This window comes from Succinivibrio dextrinosolvens (genome assembly GCF_900116345.1).
Classification (GTDB): domain Bacteria; phylum Pseudomonadota; class Gammaproteobacteria; order Enterobacterales; family Succinivibrionaceae; genus Succinivibrio; species Succinivibrio dextrinosolvens_B.
In genome coordinates this window covers 1-14,882 of sequence record NZ_FPAH01000012.1, presented here as the reverse complement: position 1 = coordinate 14,882, position 14,882 = coordinate 1, and the positions used below count along the sequence as shown (strand labels likewise).

14 protein-coding genes are annotated in these 14,882 nt (G+C 41.2%); 8 read left to right on the top strand and 6 right to left on the bottom strand.

The annotated features are described in order from the left end of the window. The first annotated feature begins 3 nt into the window (after nt 1-3). A complete protein-coding gene (locus BM308_RS05505; protein WP_143098570.1) occupies nt 4-552 on the top strand; it encodes a hypothetical protein in 549 nt (182 codons plus the stop codon). A gap of 108 nt (nt 553-660) precedes the next feature. Here the strand turns inward: BM308_RS05505 and BM308_RS05500 are convergent, their stop codons facing one another. After that, on the bottom strand, nt 661-1,686 hold the full coding sequence (locus BM308_RS05500) for a chemotaxis protein (RefSeq protein ID WP_074943538.1): 1,026 nt from the start codon (nt 1,684-1,686) through the stop codon (nt 661-663). 354 nt (nt 1,687-2,040) lie between these two features. Between BM308_RS05500 and BM308_RS05495 the strand changes: the two genes are divergently transcribed. From BM308_RS05495 to BM308_RS05480, 4 genes are all read left to right on the top strand, one after another. Next, nucleotides 2,041-2,346, top strand: a complete 306-nt coding sequence (locus tag BM308_RS05495; RefSeq protein ID WP_074841321.1) for a TIGR04076 family protein — start codon at nt 2,041-2,043, stop codon at nt 2,344-2,346. Between the two features lie 158 nt (nt 2,347-2,504). Then, nucleotides 2,505-3,293 carry an acid phosphatase gene (locus BM308_RS05490; RefSeq protein ID WP_074943535.1) on the top strand — a complete coding sequence of 263 codons (789 nt, stop codon included), beginning with the start codon at nt 2,505-2,507 and terminating at the stop codon, nt 3,291-3,293. 84 nt (nt 3,294-3,377) lie between these two features. Then, the gene (locus BM308_RS05485; protein WP_074943533.1) at nt 3,378-4,055 is read left to right on the top strand and encodes a D-lyxose/D-mannose family sugar isomerase; all 678 of its coding nucleotides are present in this window, start codon (nt 3,378-3,380) and stop codon (nt 4,053-4,055) included. A gap of 357 nt (nt 4,056-4,412) precedes the next feature. Continuing rightward, a complete protein-coding gene (locus tag BM308_RS05480; RefSeq protein WP_074943531.1) occupies nt 4,413-5,063 on the top strand; it encodes a ferritin family protein in 651 nt (216 codons plus the stop codon). A gap of 105 nt (nt 5,064-5,168) precedes the next feature. On the opposite strand, the gene BM308_RS05475 is transcribed toward BM308_RS05480, so the two are convergent. From BM308_RS05475 to BM308_RS05465, 3 genes are all read right to left on the bottom strand, one after another. Beyond that, nucleotides 5,169-5,615, bottom strand: coding sequence for a type III secretion system chaperone (locus BM308_RS05475; RefSeq protein ID WP_074943529.1), 447 nt, complete (start codon nt 5,613-5,615; stop codon nt 5,169-5,171). A gap of 18 nt (nt 5,616-5,633) precedes the next feature. After that, nucleotides 5,634-7,688, bottom strand: coding sequence for a hypothetical protein (locus BM308_RS05470; protein ID WP_074943527.1), 2,055 nt, complete (start codon nt 7,686-7,688; stop codon nt 5,634-5,636). Between the two features lie 441 nt (nt 7,689-8,129). After that, nucleotides 8,130-8,645, bottom strand: coding sequence for a hypothetical protein (locus BM308_RS05465; protein ID WP_074943525.1), 516 nt, complete (start codon nt 8,643-8,645; stop codon nt 8,130-8,132). A gap of 407 nt (nt 8,646-9,052) precedes the next feature. Here BM308_RS05465 and BM308_RS05460 point away from each other — a divergent pair, with 407 nt between their 5' ends. Both BM308_RS05460 and BM308_RS05455 read left to right on the top strand, forming a co-directional pair. After that, nucleotides 9,053-9,517, top strand: a complete 465-nt coding sequence (locus BM308_RS05460; RefSeq protein ID WP_074943523.1) for a hypothetical protein — start codon at nt 9,053-9,055, stop codon at nt 9,515-9,517. A gap of 172 nt (nt 9,518-9,689) precedes the next feature. Continuing rightward, entirely contained in the window at nt 9,690-10,829 is a 1,140-nt protein-coding gene (locus tag BM308_RS05455) for a cation diffusion facilitator family transporter (protein WP_074943521.1), read from the top strand. A 136-nt stretch (nt 10,830-10,965) separates the two neighbouring features. Here BM308_RS05455 and BM308_RS05450 read toward each other — a convergent pair whose 3' ends face one another. Beyond that, on the bottom strand, nt 10,966-11,766 hold the full coding sequence (locus tag BM308_RS05450) for an acid phosphatase (protein WP_074943519.1): 801 nt from the start codon (nt 11,764-11,766) through the stop codon (nt 10,966-10,968). Between the two features lie 423 nt (nt 11,767-12,189). Further along, nucleotides 12,190-13,728, bottom strand: coding sequence for a tetratricopeptide repeat protein (locus BM308_RS13590; RefSeq protein ID WP_074943517.1), 1,539 nt, complete (start codon nt 13,726-13,728; stop codon nt 12,190-12,192). A gap of 242 nt (nt 13,729-13,970) precedes the next feature. On the opposite strand from BM308_RS13590, the gene BM308_RS05440 reads away from it, so the two are divergent. Beyond that, entirely contained in the window at nt 13,971-14,552 is a 582-nt protein-coding gene (locus BM308_RS05440) for a recombinase family protein (protein ID WP_074943515.1), read from the top strand. Nucleotides 14,553-14,882 lie beyond the last annotated feature (330 nt).

Genomic DNA, 14,882 nt, shown 5'->3' with positions numbered 1-14,882 from the left:
CCCTTGCTTCAGCAAGAGGAGGATGTCAACTGTCTGTGGATTGCCTTTAACGCCGCTTATGGAAAATCCCTTCCGCCAATGGATCATGCCAACAGTGAAAAATATGCCTTTAAGAACTTTATTGAAAAGATTATTTCTCTGGACTCGATAAATCTTCTGGCATCTGTGGTCTGTGGCAAGTACGCCATGAGAATCTCCTTTCTGGTAGAAAACAAATTCACCTTCCAGAAGTTCTGGGATTATTCCAAAGGTGATAAAAATGCGGCTGACTGGGACCGTTCTCTGGCTGCTTCCGTGAAGAAGTACAACGACTGCCGCATAAAAATGGATGTAAGCACCATTCTCTCCATTGTTTTTGATCGTCTGTATGTAATTCGCAACCAGCTGATGCATGGCGGCTCCTCCTGCGGCAGCAGGTTAAACCGTGAGACAATCGAGGATGCGGTAGGCTTTATGAGCGATCTGATCCCTTCAATGCTGCTGGTTATGATGATGAACTACAAGAAGGATCATGACTGGGGCGAGCTTTTCTATATGCCTATCAAGGAATAGGTCCTCAGACACTGAAGTTTTCAAGGTCCAGAAATCTCACTTCAAAAAAAGAAAATCCTGAGGAATTCCATAACTCCTCAGGATCTTTGAGAGAGAATTGGTTAATCTCTAACTGCCTTTACTCTTGTCGTACTTGAAGCTGTCACTGGCTTCCTTGGCCTTGTCGAAATTCTCCAGAATTCCATCGGCAGGATTGAAGCCGTTATGCAGTGACTCAATGGCACTGATGATGGTGGAGGATAGAATTTCCGGATCGAACTTAGCAATAAAGCCGTTGGCGCCTGCGCGTTTGAGCATACTCTCGTTGAATACACCGGAAATGGAGGTATGCAGAATTACATACAGCTCCTTTAACAGAGGGTTCTTGCGGATAGCTGCAGACAGAGAGTAGCCGTCAAGCTCCGGCATTTCCACGTCGGAGATCAGAAGCTCAATCTCACTGAGCTTACCTTCAGACTGGTACTTGTTGATAATTTCCAAAGCCTGCTTGCCGTCACGTGCCTCAATAGCCTCCAGACCAAGACTCTTCACGGTATTGACGGTCTGTTTTAAGGCGATCTTGGAGTCATCGGCCACCAGAATCTTGGCATTAGGTCTGATGATTTCCTGCAGATGTGCCTTAACATCATCAGGATGTTCAGCAATGACCTTCTTGTCAGGAGAAATTTCAGACAGGATCTTCTCTACGTCGATGATTTCCACCAGCTCATGGTCAAATTCAGTAACCGCCACCAGATAGGATTTCTGACCAACACCCTGAGGGGCAGGCTTAATCTTATCCCAGCTGATATCCACGATACGCTCTACACGGTTGACCACGAAACCCTGAATGGACTTGTTGTATTCGGTCATCAAAAGCAGCTGCTTGTCCAGATTCTTAGTGGCGGGACCACCCATGGCAAAGCTTAAATCGATAACAGACGAGGTGATTCCACGGGCATCAATCACACCGATTACTGACTGATGCAGTTTAGGCAGAATTGTAATATGAGGGCAATGAACGATTTCAAGGATCTTAAAAACATTCAGACCGTAAAGCTGTGGATTATTTGGAAGTCTGAACAGAAGCATCTCCATGCGGTTCTGTCCTACGATTCCTGTTTTTTGTTCAATACTGTCTATCAGTCCTGCCATGTTCTTTCACCAAACTATCTATTGAAAAAACCTGAAAAAATCATCTGGATCTATCAAATTATAGATATAGAGCTGAAGATTATCCTTATTTTTTTCAGGTTATTTGAAATTGCTCCAAAAAACACGGGGCAATCTCTGAATTTCTTTTTAAAACTGTTAACTAATGCAGTTATCGGCAGGCTCTTAGCCTATCTTTATGTTTTTTAAGAAAATCTGTAAAAATTGAATAATATGCTGTGCGGACTCTCCAAAAAACGAATTCCATTTCTTGCGAAAAAAACAAAAAAAAGCTTTTATTAAAGAAAAAAAATAATAAAAAATTTCTACAGCAAACATACATACGGAGAAAATAATATGTGCAAAGTACGTATCACCGTTGTGAAAATCGCAAATCATGAAGACCTTTCCGCTAAATATGAAATCCCTCAGGATGATCCATGCCCAATGAGCGAAGGCATGATCTTCACTGTAGATGATTTCTCCTTAAAACCTCACGAGATCTGTGAAAGTGCCTGGCAGACCCTGACACCTTTCATGATGACTCTAGGTTGCGGCGGAGAGAGAATCTATGGTGACTGGATGAAGAATCCTAAGTCAGCCATGATTTCATGCAATGACGGTTTCAGACCGGTAAGTTTTCTCTTAGAAGCGGTAGAGTAGTTTACCGCTTTTAATTTTTCTAAGTGTTACCTCTGTCACCGGATTTTTTCTGATTTTTGAAATACTCCGCTGAAATTTCAGAAAAAATCACCAATGATAGAGGTAGGTGACGTGTCCTCTCTGTCTTTGTCACTGACAGTTCTAATAAAGAGGTTTATATGTTTACAGGTTCTCTGAAAAATCTTGGAAAAGTCTCTCTTACTCTTGCAGCAGCTCTGATACTTTCAGCCTGTGCTACAGATAAAACAAAGCTGCCTCCTGATCTTGATTCTTTTAGAAACGATAAAGGTAGACTGATTCAGTTTGAACCAAAGGACAGATATCCTGATTTTGTAAAGCTGGTACCTCCACCTCCAGCAGAGAACTCCTATATCTTTGAAAATGACAAGAAGATCTTCAAGGAAACCAGAAAACTCAAGGGTACTCAGATCTGGAAGGATGCAGCACAGTTTGCGGAGATTAAGCCTGAGGTTCTAAGTGCCTACTTCTCACCTGCAATGAGTAAGCCTATAACTCAAGAGGCTACTCCATGGACGTACTATGTGGTTGCCCGTCTGATTGCGGATGTGGCAGGTCCTGGCACCAAGGGCATCAAGAAACACTACAAGCGCACCCGTCCTTTTGTATATTTCAAGAGTCAAACCTGTTCAACCCCAAAGGATGAAGAGGATCATGTACATACCTACTCCTATCCTTCAAGTCACTCTGCATACGGACAGGCACTCGCTTTAGTTCTCTCCGAGATTGATCCTGTAAATCAGGCTGCAATCATCAAGAAGGGAACTGATTACGGCTTCTTCCGTGTAGTCTGTGGCTTCCACTGGCAGTCGGATGTTGAACTGGGCCGTATTGTTGCCTCCTACGTGGTATCAAGACTGCATTCCAACGCCGAGTTTATGGAAGCTATGCAATATGCCAAGGCTGAGTTCAGCGCAGATAAGAAATAGAAAGCTTTTACTCTGATTATTAACCGGGACTTTATTGCCATGGCTGTGGATAATAAGGTCCCTTATTGTTTATAAGGACTACGTATGAAACGCTCTGAAATTAATAAAGTCATAAGGGATATGGAAAAGCTTTTGGCAGATTGTCATTTCTATCTGCCTGAGTTTGCTTCCTGGGCTCCTGATAAGTGGAATACAGTTAAGAAGGAGGCTCAGGAAATTATAGATAACCGTCTGGGCTGGGATATTACCGACTATGGTACCGGCAAGTTCATGGAATACGGTTTCTCACTTTTTACCATCAGAAACGGTAATGTCAAAGCTCCTGACAAATATCCAAAGCCTTATGCTGAGAAGGTGCTGATGCTTTACCCTGGTCAGTTCGCTCCAACCCATTATCACTGGAACAAGATGGAGGATATTATCAACCGCGGCGGCAATGATATCTATATTACGGTGTGGAACGGCAATGATGAAAATCAGAAGCTTGATACCGATGTGACTGTCTCCTGTGACGGCATTAAAAAGACCGTGAAGGCCGGTGGCAGGATACTGCTGCATCCAGGTGAGAGTATCACCATCACTCCTTACCTGTACCATAACTTCATCACCAACACCTCTGGCGGCCCTGTTCTTTTAGGTGAGGTCTCCATGTGCAATGATGATGAGAACGATAACAACTTCTTTGACAAGATTGGGCGTTTTCCTGAAATTGAAGAGGATGAAAAGCCTTATCGTCTGCTCTGCTTTGAGTATCCTAAGTAGATTGCATCCGACGTATATCCGGTGGGACCTGGGGATGTTATAAAAGAGGGCTATCTGAGTCAGAGTATCCAGAAGACAGGACTCTGACAGATGTCTTAAAGAAAGGGAACTGCTTTTTTTCAGTTCTCTTTTTTATTCAGGAAAAAGCATGCTGTTATGTGTGAACAGCGGGTCAGCATTACTTTTATTGCTGGAAGCTTCATTTTTTTTGACAAAAGCATAATTCAGTTTCATTTCAAGCGGTTAGGGAGTAAATCTGCTGTATAAGTAAATATACGCTTGTCAGTTCTCCAGAAAGTAATATAATGTATTTAATGAAATTAAATTTAGTTAAATGTAAATTAAAGGATATGAACCATGTCAGTATACGGTTCAACAGCAGGTACAGAGTTAGAGGATATCATCCGCAAAAGTGAGGAAGGCGAGGCCAATGGTGCGATAATTTATCAGGCTCTGGCTTTAATGGCCCGTGAGCAGGGCTATGCAGAGGCGGCTCAGGTCTTCTCGGAGATTGCCAGTATGGAATCTCATCATTCGGGCTTTTACGCTGCAATGAATGCTAGATATCCTAAGGATTTCTGGTCTCTTGTGGATAATATCCGTCAGGCAGAGGAGAATGCTGACAGCCGTATGCCGGAGACTATTGCGAAGGTAAGAGCTTTAGGTACAAAGGAGGCTCTTGATGCTGCAGAAGGAATGGAGCTGATTCGCTCACAGGAGCGTTATCACGGTGAGATTTTAAAGCAGCTAATTGAGCGTCATAAGAGAGAAGAGCGTAAAGATGAGGCCAGTCTTACAGTAAACACTGCCTGTGAAGCATCAAAGGCGGAAACTACTGAGGAAAACACAGGTGAACAGCAGAAGACTGGTTCTGATGACTCCGAGGTTAAGGTTTACGTGTGCAGGATCTGCGGCTATGAGCATGTTGGTTCTCTGGATGAAGAGCCTGATGACTATGTGTGTCCGCTGTGCCACAAAGGTAAAGAGTACTTTGTAGAAAAGGAATAGATTTTCTTTACAGACACAAATACTCCTGAAGATATTCCTCAGGAGTATGTCTTTAATTTTTCTCTGTCTTAAGAGATGACCATCTGTTCTGGATACCGCAAGAGGTTAAGACAGCTGGTCGACCATTATTGAAAAATCTGGCCTGACAGAGGCTTCATTTTTTTTGTCTGCATCTTCCGGGAATGGGATCGAAATCCATTCCTTCCAGTATCTTACAGCCTTCAGAAAGATTATCAGGACTTTCTCAAAATCAGGATAGGGAATATCACCATCTATAATTCTATGCATTACAAAGGTATCATCCTCCTCCTTGATTGAGATTGTAGCCTGTCCTGATTCCTCTCCAAGATAATTGGCTGAAAGAACTCTTCTGAGAACCTGCATATTGTCCTGGATTTTTCCAAGTTCGGAAATCAGATACAGCTGTGAACCAAACTTCTCAAAAACTACTTCGTCTTCATCAAACAGGACACTGCAGTATCCGTTTTCAGTAAAACTAAGCTCAATATTCAATACTTCTCCAAGCTGTTTGAGCAGCTCATCTGATTTCATGATTACTCCTTGTTTTTATTATTTGACGTCAGTAAATTTCTGACCGAATTCAATATTGTTTACAAAAGGTACTCCATTCTCAGAACCAGCTGATAAGGTGAAGTTTATCTTAACCGTTAAATCAACTGCACCTAAAGTCTTCTGCTCAGGTTTAACGTCAGCTCTGAAGTACTGTCTGCGGGTATAAGTCAGGGTACCGGTCTTTTTATCTGCGGATGTTTCAATGGTATAGACCTGATCCCCTTTCTTCTCCTGTACCTCCGAAGTTGGGTCGTCTGCAAGATTTATATGCTCTCTTCTGTAATGAATATATCCGCTGTCCCTTTCTTCATCAGTCAGAAGTTTGCCATCAGTCTTCATTGCTCCCATGCCAGGGAAAACGTTGATCAGCATTGGGGTTAAGAAGTGAGCTGGCATACGCTGATTTGCAAGTTTTGTAATAAACTGACGATCTTTTCCGGAAAATTCTGTTTTAAACTTATCAATAACAGTATCAGTCTTTCTCTCCACCTGCTGTCCGTTTATCACATAGATTCCTCTGTGGGCGTCATCGTATAATGTATGATAAATATCGTCAGTGTAGGTGTTTGTAGCCTCTCCTGGGGCATGGGTTCCCTTCAGATAGCTCAGATCTGATTTAACTGTGTTATTAATATCGTCGTAACCTGCAAAATCAGTTGCAGCATCCATATTTTTCCATTTGCCGACATATTTAATCATTTCTTTAAGCTTCTCTTCAGAGGCAGCCTTGTGTTTGTTGTCAAATGGAAGCAGTGGAATATATTTCTTAATAATTGATCTTACTTCAGCATTGGCTGTTGGCAGATATTTATTCTCCATCTCTGTGATGTTGGTTTTTACTTCAGCGATAACCCTGTCAAACAGTTTATCCTGTACCGCGATGAAATCATCAAGAGTCTTCTTATCATTTGCATTGTCGTAAAGCTGTTGAACTGCATTTGAATCTGAGATTACTGATGAAACAACAACCTGTGCTACAGGACCTTCTTTAGGCAGTCCTGCCTGGGTTAATTTGTTTTCTATAGCCTCACACAGATAATCTGTTTTCAGCATTTCAAGTAATCTATCCATGACATCTTTTTTAACACTCTCTGCTGTATAAATGTTGGTGACTGTAGCAGTCAGATCTGAATGAAGAGGACGTCCTCCTGGGAGTTTAACCTGAAGCAGAGAGTACAGATCGTTAAATTTAAGGGGGTTGCCAAATTTTGCCTTAAGTTCATTCAGTGCAGCATTCAGGCCCTGGACCACAGGATTGTTCTCTGGGTATACCTTCGTTGTGTTACGTGCGGAGATAATAAATAAACCAACCTGATTAGTCAGTAATCGTTTTGCCTCAGGGTTCTGCGCAAGAAGATTTTTGGCGCTGGCAAGATCTGTAATGTTTTTAGCCGCGTCACCTACTTTTTCAAAAATTGCACAGCTGACATTACGTACGTCTTCATTTGGAAGTTTGATATCCCCTGATACTGTATGCTCGACCACAGCCTCTCTTAGAGCCAGATAACTTGCCTCCTCCTTAAGTAGAGACTCAAACTGCTGCTTAAGTACCTGAGGAGTTACTTCATTATTGCTTTCTTTAACAAGGCTTTTTAGTTTATAGTTCAGAGACTTTTTGTCAGAAGTAGGACTTTCAAGTAACTTTCCCAGGTCATCCGGAATGATCTTGTTTCCGAACTGGTTACGTAACGGTGCTGCTGCCTCCTCAAGCGCACTCTTGTATTCCTGTGGAAGAGTATTACTCATAATGTTTTCCCCAAGCTGAGTATTGTGCTGATCAACCTGTGGGTTGGCATTAGGAACCATATTTGGGTTCCGTGGATTAACCTGATCTGGTTGGGTTCTGGTTGGCATGCAGTCTCTTACAAGGGCAATAACACCCTCGGAAATACCTACTGTAAAAATACAGGCAATGACACGCAGCACTGTGAGAAATTTAGAAGGTTTAGCTCTGCGCATTTCCTCTGGGGCATGATTTTCCTCTACCTGAGGTTGGTTATCAAGCTGCTGGACATTGTTGTTGCCGTTGTTTCTGACATTTAAATCACTCATAGGAACGCCCCCTGATTATTATCCATTTATCCGGTCTCTGCCATGGATAAATATATTTTAGAACTACAATTAATAATAATGTCAAAAAGTAGAAAAAAACAGAATCTGTAATCTGATATATGCCTTAAATCACAAAAAAAGAGTACATTCTCTAATTTTTTGTAACTACTGATAATTTTGAAGTGAAAGCCGTAAGATCATAAGTCGGAATCGGCTCTACATCTGCCTTCGCTGCATGTACTCAGAAGATTTGAAAGGCAGGAAGATGTGCTCCTGCCTGTAAACTTCTACTTTTTGGGGGTTCTATTCTAGGTTCCGGTTCTTCTGATTAAGTCTTAAGAGACCAGTATGCTGTTTTAAGATAAGCCTGGAGTTTTTGCCAAACAAAAAGGGTACTTTTTTCTAAAGTACCCTTCAATACAAACATAAGGATATATATTACTAATTCTTTGCCAGGCCCTGCAGGATCTGATTTGCATTCTTAATCTGATCACTTGCACCGCTTACGAAGCTGTTGTACTGGCCCATGAAGTCCTGCAGCTTAACCATCTGGGTCTGGTTGTCAGAGTTGCAGTTTTCTGCCAGGTGCTGAATGCCGGAAGTTATAGCACGCGCCTGCTCTGAAGACTTAGAGCCACCCCAATTAGAAACATCAACACCTAAGCCTTTTGCTTCATTCATATACTTAACTAAAATTGCACCTCTGGAAGCCTTGTCGCTATCCTCATCTTTGGTAATAGCACCAAGTTCGGAATTCATTTTGTCCAAAAGATTATTCAGCTGTTTTGCTTTATCATTCTGAGCCTTCATATCGCCGATTTTCATTTCTGCTTCTTTCTTCTTGGTGGCACCTACCTCTAACATAACCATAGCTGCCATCATCTGGATGGACATGCCCTCGAACTCGGTACCCTTGATTGCATTTACGCTTGAAGTTGAAATTGCACCTACTGACATAATCGTTACCTCTTAGTTGTAAAATCTTTTGAAGAAAGCTGAATTCTTATTCGTGAATCATATTCTTTTCGTTTAACCTTTGACTTAAGTATAAATCAAAAATTCCAAAAAGATGTAACTACTTCTATAAACAGATAGGGTTTTGTTCAGAAATGGTATACATATCACATATTCTTGTTGTTTTATAACTACATTATTATGATACAGCCACAAAGAAGATTAGGTGGGATGGAGTAAGATTAAAGTCGATTACTTTTATTCATAATTTTCCTTGATAACAGATAGTTAATTTGATTTAGAAAAAATCAATAATCTGATAATATTGTTTTGTTTTCAAATAATTATTTGAAAATCAAATCGTTATTTTAAAGAATGTTATTTAAATAATAAATATAAGGTCGTTATATATGGGTATGTCTTTTCGACACACAGCCGGCTTCGGAAAGAGGATGGAATTCCTGCTTGTAAGTAAGATGTTGATGGAAGGTCTTGATGTTTATCTTCCTTTGGTTGACGATCATGGTGTTGACTGTGTCATCAAAAATTCAGATGGAACTTTCATTGAAGTTCAAATCAAAGCTAGATCTGATGATGTTAAAGAGGGGGATGGAGCACTGTTCTCTGCAATTACGCATGAGCCTAGCAAAAACTTTTATTTTGTCTTTTATTCAAAAAGACTTGAGATGATGTGGATCATGTCATCTGAAGAGTTCCTGAAGGAGTGCGTCACAAATAAAACCGGAAAAAATGCAGGCAAGCATAGTATCTGGTTCAATGGAATGCGAACAAATTCACAAACAGGAAAGAAGGAAGAATACTGTAAAGAAAGGTATTTTGACTATATAAAAAAGGACTTTTCAATTTTCTACTGATACTTTTGTCGGTTATATAGTTTTTTTCTGTAAAAATTTATCAGAGGCTGGTGTAATCGCCAGCCTGTTTAACCGGATAATCCAAAATGTCAGGTTTCCTCTCAGCTTTAATTCTGTATTATCTACTAAAATTAGAAAAGACAGCCTCAATCAAATAAAAAGGATCCCCCATATGTCAGATCACAAAGAGCAGAACCTCTCTACGGAAAATATTCGCGATAAAGTAATTGTTAAAACCAGTGTTATCGGTATCCTTGTCAATGTCCTTCTGGCAGCCTTTAAGGCAGTAATCGGCATCATGTCCAATTCCATCGCTGTCCTCCTCGATGCAGTTAACAATCTCTCCGATGCCTTATCCTCAATTATTACCATTGTGGGAACCAAGCTTGCAGGCAAGCTGCCTGACAAGAAACATCCTTTAGGCTACGGCCGTATCGAGTATCTGAGCGCGATGATTGTCTCAGGTATTGTGCTTTACGCCGGTATCACCGCAGCAGTGGAGTCTGTTAAAAAGATTATCGAGCCAGAAACGCCTCAGTACAGTGTCACCTCTCTGATTATCATTGCTGTAGCCGTGCTCTTTAAGATTGCTTTGGGCCGCTATGTGAAAGGGCAGGGGGAGAAGGTTAATTCTGGTGCCCTTATAGCCTCAGGTGCGGATGCGCTTTTTGATGCGGTGCTCTCTGCCTCGGTTCTGGCCTGTGCCCTCATCTTTACCTTTACAGGCTATTCTCTTGAGGCCTATGTGGGTGCCCTGATTTCGGTATTCATCATCAAGGCGGGTATTGAGATGATGGTGGAGATGGTCAATGAGATTCTGGGTATCAGAGCTGACAAAGAGAAAACCTCAAGAATCAAAAAGCTTCTGACCGAAGAGCCTGAGGTTAGAGGCGCATACGATCTCATCATGTACAACTATGGACCTGAAAAGGACTTTGCCTCAGTCCATCTGGAACTGCCTGACTATATGACCGCAAGAGAGATTGATCGGTTAACCCGTCGTCTTGAGCGAAAGGTTTACCGTCAGACCGGAGTAATTCTGGCAGGAGTCGGACTCTACTCCTACAACACCACAGATGATGAGGCCTCCGTGATTCAGAAAAAGGTCCACGATCTTGTATCCTCCTACGACTGGTGTGTGCAGATGCATGGCTTCTATGTTGATCTTGAGAATAAAGAGATGTCCTTTGATGTGGTCTTAAGCTTTGATATAGAACCGACTCTTGGTGTATCCACCATTAGAGATGAACTTTTAAAGCTCTATCCTGAGTATCTTATTGAGATAGCTCCGGATGTGGATGTATCGGATTAGAAAGATAATTATAGGAAAGTCTCTCCACTAGATTAGATGGAGGGGCTTTTCGTTAAGGGAAGAGTCTTTTTGAACTGGTAAACATGGATTCGGTTAGGTAAATGCTCTCTTTTTTTTATGTCTAACCTTCTAAAACCTACTTCTTTTTAGCTGCAGCAAACTCAGCCTTGGCATTAGCTAAGGCAGTCTGGAAATCCTTGTCAGCATGAAGGCGAGCGTTGATGTAGGCAGCAATACGTCTACCCATATCCACATCAGACTGCCAGTGGAAGCCGCAGACTACACGGTTGTAGCCGTACCTGATACCGCTTTTATAGATTTCATCCTGATTGGCAGGATTGATTTCTGCAAGAATCAGGGCCAGAAGATAGCCATAGGCACTGTGACCTGAAGGATATGAGCCTGAGCCTATATGCTTGTCATCATCTTCCTTGGTGGAACAGGTTCTGTCCCCAAAATACTGATAAGGTCTTACTCTGCTGTAGAACTTCTTAGGAGTGCGGGTACCGCCGTCGATGGCATCACCGATTACTCTCTGAATCAGATAATAGGTCCATGGAGTCTTTTCTTTGGTAATCTCAATACCAAAGGCAGGAGAATAGAACTGACTTAGATAATCAGCACTGAGACTTGCTCCTTTGGCAGCATCCATCCAGTCCTGTGTGCCTTTGAGTTTTCGTGTTTCCTTGTAAATCTTCACATCGTTCTTAAAGAGAGCTGAGCCTTCTTTAGGAGGAGCTACAACTACGGTTCTGTAGTCTGGATACTGTGACTTGTCGAGGAAATGAGGGAAAACTGCTGCATGTCCTCCGGTACCTACACCTGAGGCATCGATCTGTGGTGGCAGCTTGTTCTGAGAAGTACAGGCAGTGAGAATGAAACATGTGGCAGCAATTGCGCTTAGCTTTAGAGCCTTAGAAAACTTAAGTGAATTCATAGACGGCAACTCCAGGAGAAAAAGACAGATTCATTCTGAGTATAAAAAGATTTTCTGCATCTTCAAGGGCGTTTAAGGATAGACTGCCTGATATTTAATTGATGTCTCACAGAATTTTTCCTGCAGAGAGCTGTTATGAAGAGAATAGAGAACTCTTCTGGGGCTGGATGGTCGGATTGTCCGATGGTCAGATAACATTCTATGATCATTGAAATTGCGGAGGCTACTCTGATTACAACCTTTAAGAAGGATGGGGAGGGAATATCAGAAAGATGAATATCTGTGAGGATAATATCAGCGAGGGGAATATAAGAGAACTGGCGTGGAATAATCTGGTGATTTGGAGTCGGTTTAAGCTGTTATTTAGCCTGCCTGGTTAAGAGAGAGTGTGGCAGGCTAAACTGAGATAGAGCTTGTTAAAGCCTAATTGCCTTGCCCTTTGAGTTTTGCAAAGCTCTCACAGCCATCCTCCAGACCTAAGTCACAGGCTTTTTTGTAGTTTTCTTTTGCGATCTTATTGTCTTTTGGTACACCGTGTCCGTTCTCATAGATTAAGCCTAGACCAAAACAGCCGGTACCATTGTTAAGCTCACAGGCCTTCTCATAATAGGATCTAGCCTGATTTAAATCTGTTTTAACTCCAAGGCCGTTAATATACAGATATCCAAGATTTCCACAGCCGGAGCCTGAATTGAGATTGCAGGCCTTTTCATAATAGATTTTCTCCTGCACGTGATCTTTTTTTACCCCCTGTCCTTTCCCATATAAGAGACCAAGATTCAGACAGCCGGCATTTGCATTAAGATTACAGCCCTTTTCATAATAGCTTTGGGCCTTCTGAAAATCCTGGGTTACCCCTTCTCCGTTTTCATACAGCAAGCCCACATTTACGCAGCCGTTGCCTTCGTTAAGGCTGCATCCCTTTTCCCAGTAGGTGTAGGACTTTTTATAATCCTGTTTTACAGCCTGTCCGGAATTATAAAGAAGCCCAAGATTTACACAGCCTCGGCCTGAATTGAGCTCGCAGGCTTTTTCAAAATAGGCTTTAGCCTTCTGAAGATCCTGTTTTTCTCCCAGGGCGTTTTCATATATAAGTCCAAGATTACCGCAGCCGTTTCCTTCGTTAAGAGAGCAGGATTTTTCCCAGTAGACTTTTGCCTGTTTGAAATCCTGTGCTACACCCTGTCCGTTGGCATAGAGAATACCGATATTGCCACAGCCGATTCGATCATTAAGCTCACAGCCTTTCTCAAAATAGACTTTGGCTTGCGCAAAATCCTGTTTTACTCCATCTCCCTCCAGATACATCGAACCAAGATTTGTACAGCCTCTGCCTTCCTTTAAATTACAGGCCTTCTCATAATATTCATGAGCTTTCTGGTAGTCTGGCTTATCCAGTCTTCCATAAAGATAGATGTTTCCTTTGACAAAACAGTCCTCGCCATTATCGCTGTCACAGCCTTTGGAAGCTAAATCAAGGCTGGTTTTATAGTTTTTTTGGGATTCTGGCTCGTTCTTTTTTGCAAGTATTCCTTTTTTAAGGACATTGCCTAACTCGTAGCAGGAATAGGCATGATTAAAAGAACAGCCTTTTGTATAGGCATCAACCACATTAGAGCCGTTTTTATCCTCTAATAATTTCTTCTCATATAGCTGACCCAGCTTAAGACAGCTTTGCCCGCTGGAGAGGTTGCAGCCTTTCTCATAGACTGCCTTTGCTTTTAAGTAGTCCTTATGCTCAGAATTAACATCTGAGAATTTGTTTCCTGCAAGAATACAGGCTTTTGAATTGCTGTCATTTAAGCAGGACTGTTCCAAGGCTTCTGCATCTGAACCTGATACCTTACTGGTATTTTTTTGTGCTTTTACTTCGTCCGTATTGAAGAATCTGTCTAAAAGATTGTCTGCATAAGAGTTTGAGGAGAGGAGCAGTAAGCCTGCCAGAAAACATAGTTTCTTCATGTTTATCCTTATATTCTTTTCATATATACAAATAAATGTAATTCAACTAACAAGATTTTCAATACTTCGATTAGTCGGGGAGTATGGAAGTAAGTTGTGACCGGAGTTTAATACGTGTTTATGAGTTTTTAATTAGAGATGGGGGGATGATTTGAAATATTGTTCTTAAAGTACAAATAGTTAGCTGAATATAAAAGAGCATACTTTGAATGATACTTTGGAATTTAGAGATGGTTTAATTTATGGCATCAAATTATCAATCCGTGGGATATGTCCGCGTCAGCAGCTACCAGCAAAATACAGATAGACAGCTTGCAGGAATAATGCTCGATAAAACCTTTGAAGAGAAGATATCCGGTAAAGACAGAAAAAGACCAGAGCTTGAAAGAATGCTCTCCTATATAAGAGAAGGAGACCATATTTATGTACACTCCATGGATCGTCTTGCCAGAAATCTTAAAGACCTTTTAGATCTTGTAAAAGAGATTACAGATAAAGGCTGCACCGTTCATTTTGTTACACAGAATCTTGTATTCTCAAAAGATGAATCAAATCCTACAGCGCGGCTTATGTTGCAAGTGATGGGTGCTGTGTCGGAGTTTGAAAGATCAATTATTCTTGAACGTCAAAGAGAAGGTATAGCTGCAGCTAAAGCCAGAGGAACCTATAAATCAGGAAGACCGGTGGTGATGACTGATGAGAAAAAGAAAATCTGTCATGAGAAATATTCTGCAGGAGTTCCTATGACTAGGATTGCAAAAGATCTTGGTGTGTCGAGAATGACGGTATATAGGGAACTTAAGAATCTTAGCAAAAAAAGTTAGTTCATAATCCATGATGCAAAAATTAAGAGGGTGACTAAAAAGGTCGCCCTCTATTTTTACCTAAATTTTGTGGTTTTATTAACATTATTGATAATATTTTTATATTAAATCTTTATCTATTTCCTTGATATACAAAGTTAATATACTATACTTAATAATATAAAGAGTTATATTATTGGTAATATCGTTATGGATAAAGAAGATCTTTTCAAACCCTATATTCAAGATGATTTAGCCTTACTTCCTCCTTGTATTGGTGATTTTATCTCCCCTTCAGATCCCGTCAGACTCGTAAGTACAATTGTTGATAAACTTGATATCTCCAATATT

Coding starts and splice junctions, on each gene's coding strand:
- BM308_RS05490 (WP_074943535.1), top strand. CDS start 2,505: ATGTTTACAGGTTCTCTGAAAAATCTTGGAAAAGTCTCTCTTACTCTT.
- BM308_RS05480 (WP_074943531.1), top strand. CDS start 4,413: ATGTCAGTATACGGTTCAACAGCAGGTACAGAGTTAGAGGATATCATC.
- BM308_RS05495 (WP_074841321.1), top strand. CDS start 2,041: ATGTGCAAAGTACGTATCACCGTTGTGAAAATCGCAAATCATGAAGAC.
- BM308_RS05440 (WP_074943515.1), top strand. CDS start 13,971: ATGGCATCAAATTATCAATCCGTGGGATATGTCCGCGTCAGCAGCTAC.
- BM308_RS05465 (WP_074943525.1), bottom strand. CDS start 8,645: ATGTCAGTAGGTGCAATTTCAACTTCAAGCGTAAATGCAATCAAGGGT.
- BM308_RS05455 (WP_074943521.1), top strand. CDS start 9,690: ATGTCAGATCACAAAGAGCAGAACCTCTCTACGGAAAATATTCGCGAT.
- BM308_RS05485 (WP_074943533.1), top strand. CDS start 3,378: ATGAAACGCTCTGAAATTAATAAAGTCATAAGGGATATGGAAAAGCTT.
- BM308_RS05470 (WP_074943527.1), bottom strand. CDS start 7,688: ATGAGTGATTTAAATGTCAGAAACAACGGCAACAACAATGTCCAGCAG.
- BM308_RS05450 (WP_074943519.1), bottom strand. CDS start 11,766: ATGAATTCACTTAAGTTTTCTAAGGCTCTAAAGCTAAGCGCAATTGCT.
- BM308_RS05475 (WP_074943529.1), bottom strand. CDS start 5,615: ATGAAATCAGATGAGCTGCTCAAACAGCTTGGAGAAGTATTGAATATT.
- BM308_RS05460 (WP_074943523.1), top strand. CDS start 9,053: ATGGGTATGTCTTTTCGACACACAGCCGGCTTCGGAAAGAGGATGGAA.
- BM308_RS13590 (WP_074943517.1), bottom strand. CDS start 13,728: ATGAAGAAACTATGTTTTCTGGCAGGCTTACTGCTCCTCTCCTCAAAC.
- BM308_RS05500 (WP_074943538.1), bottom strand. CDS start 1,686: ATGGCAGGACTGATAGACAGTATTGAACAAAAAACAGGAATCGTAGGA.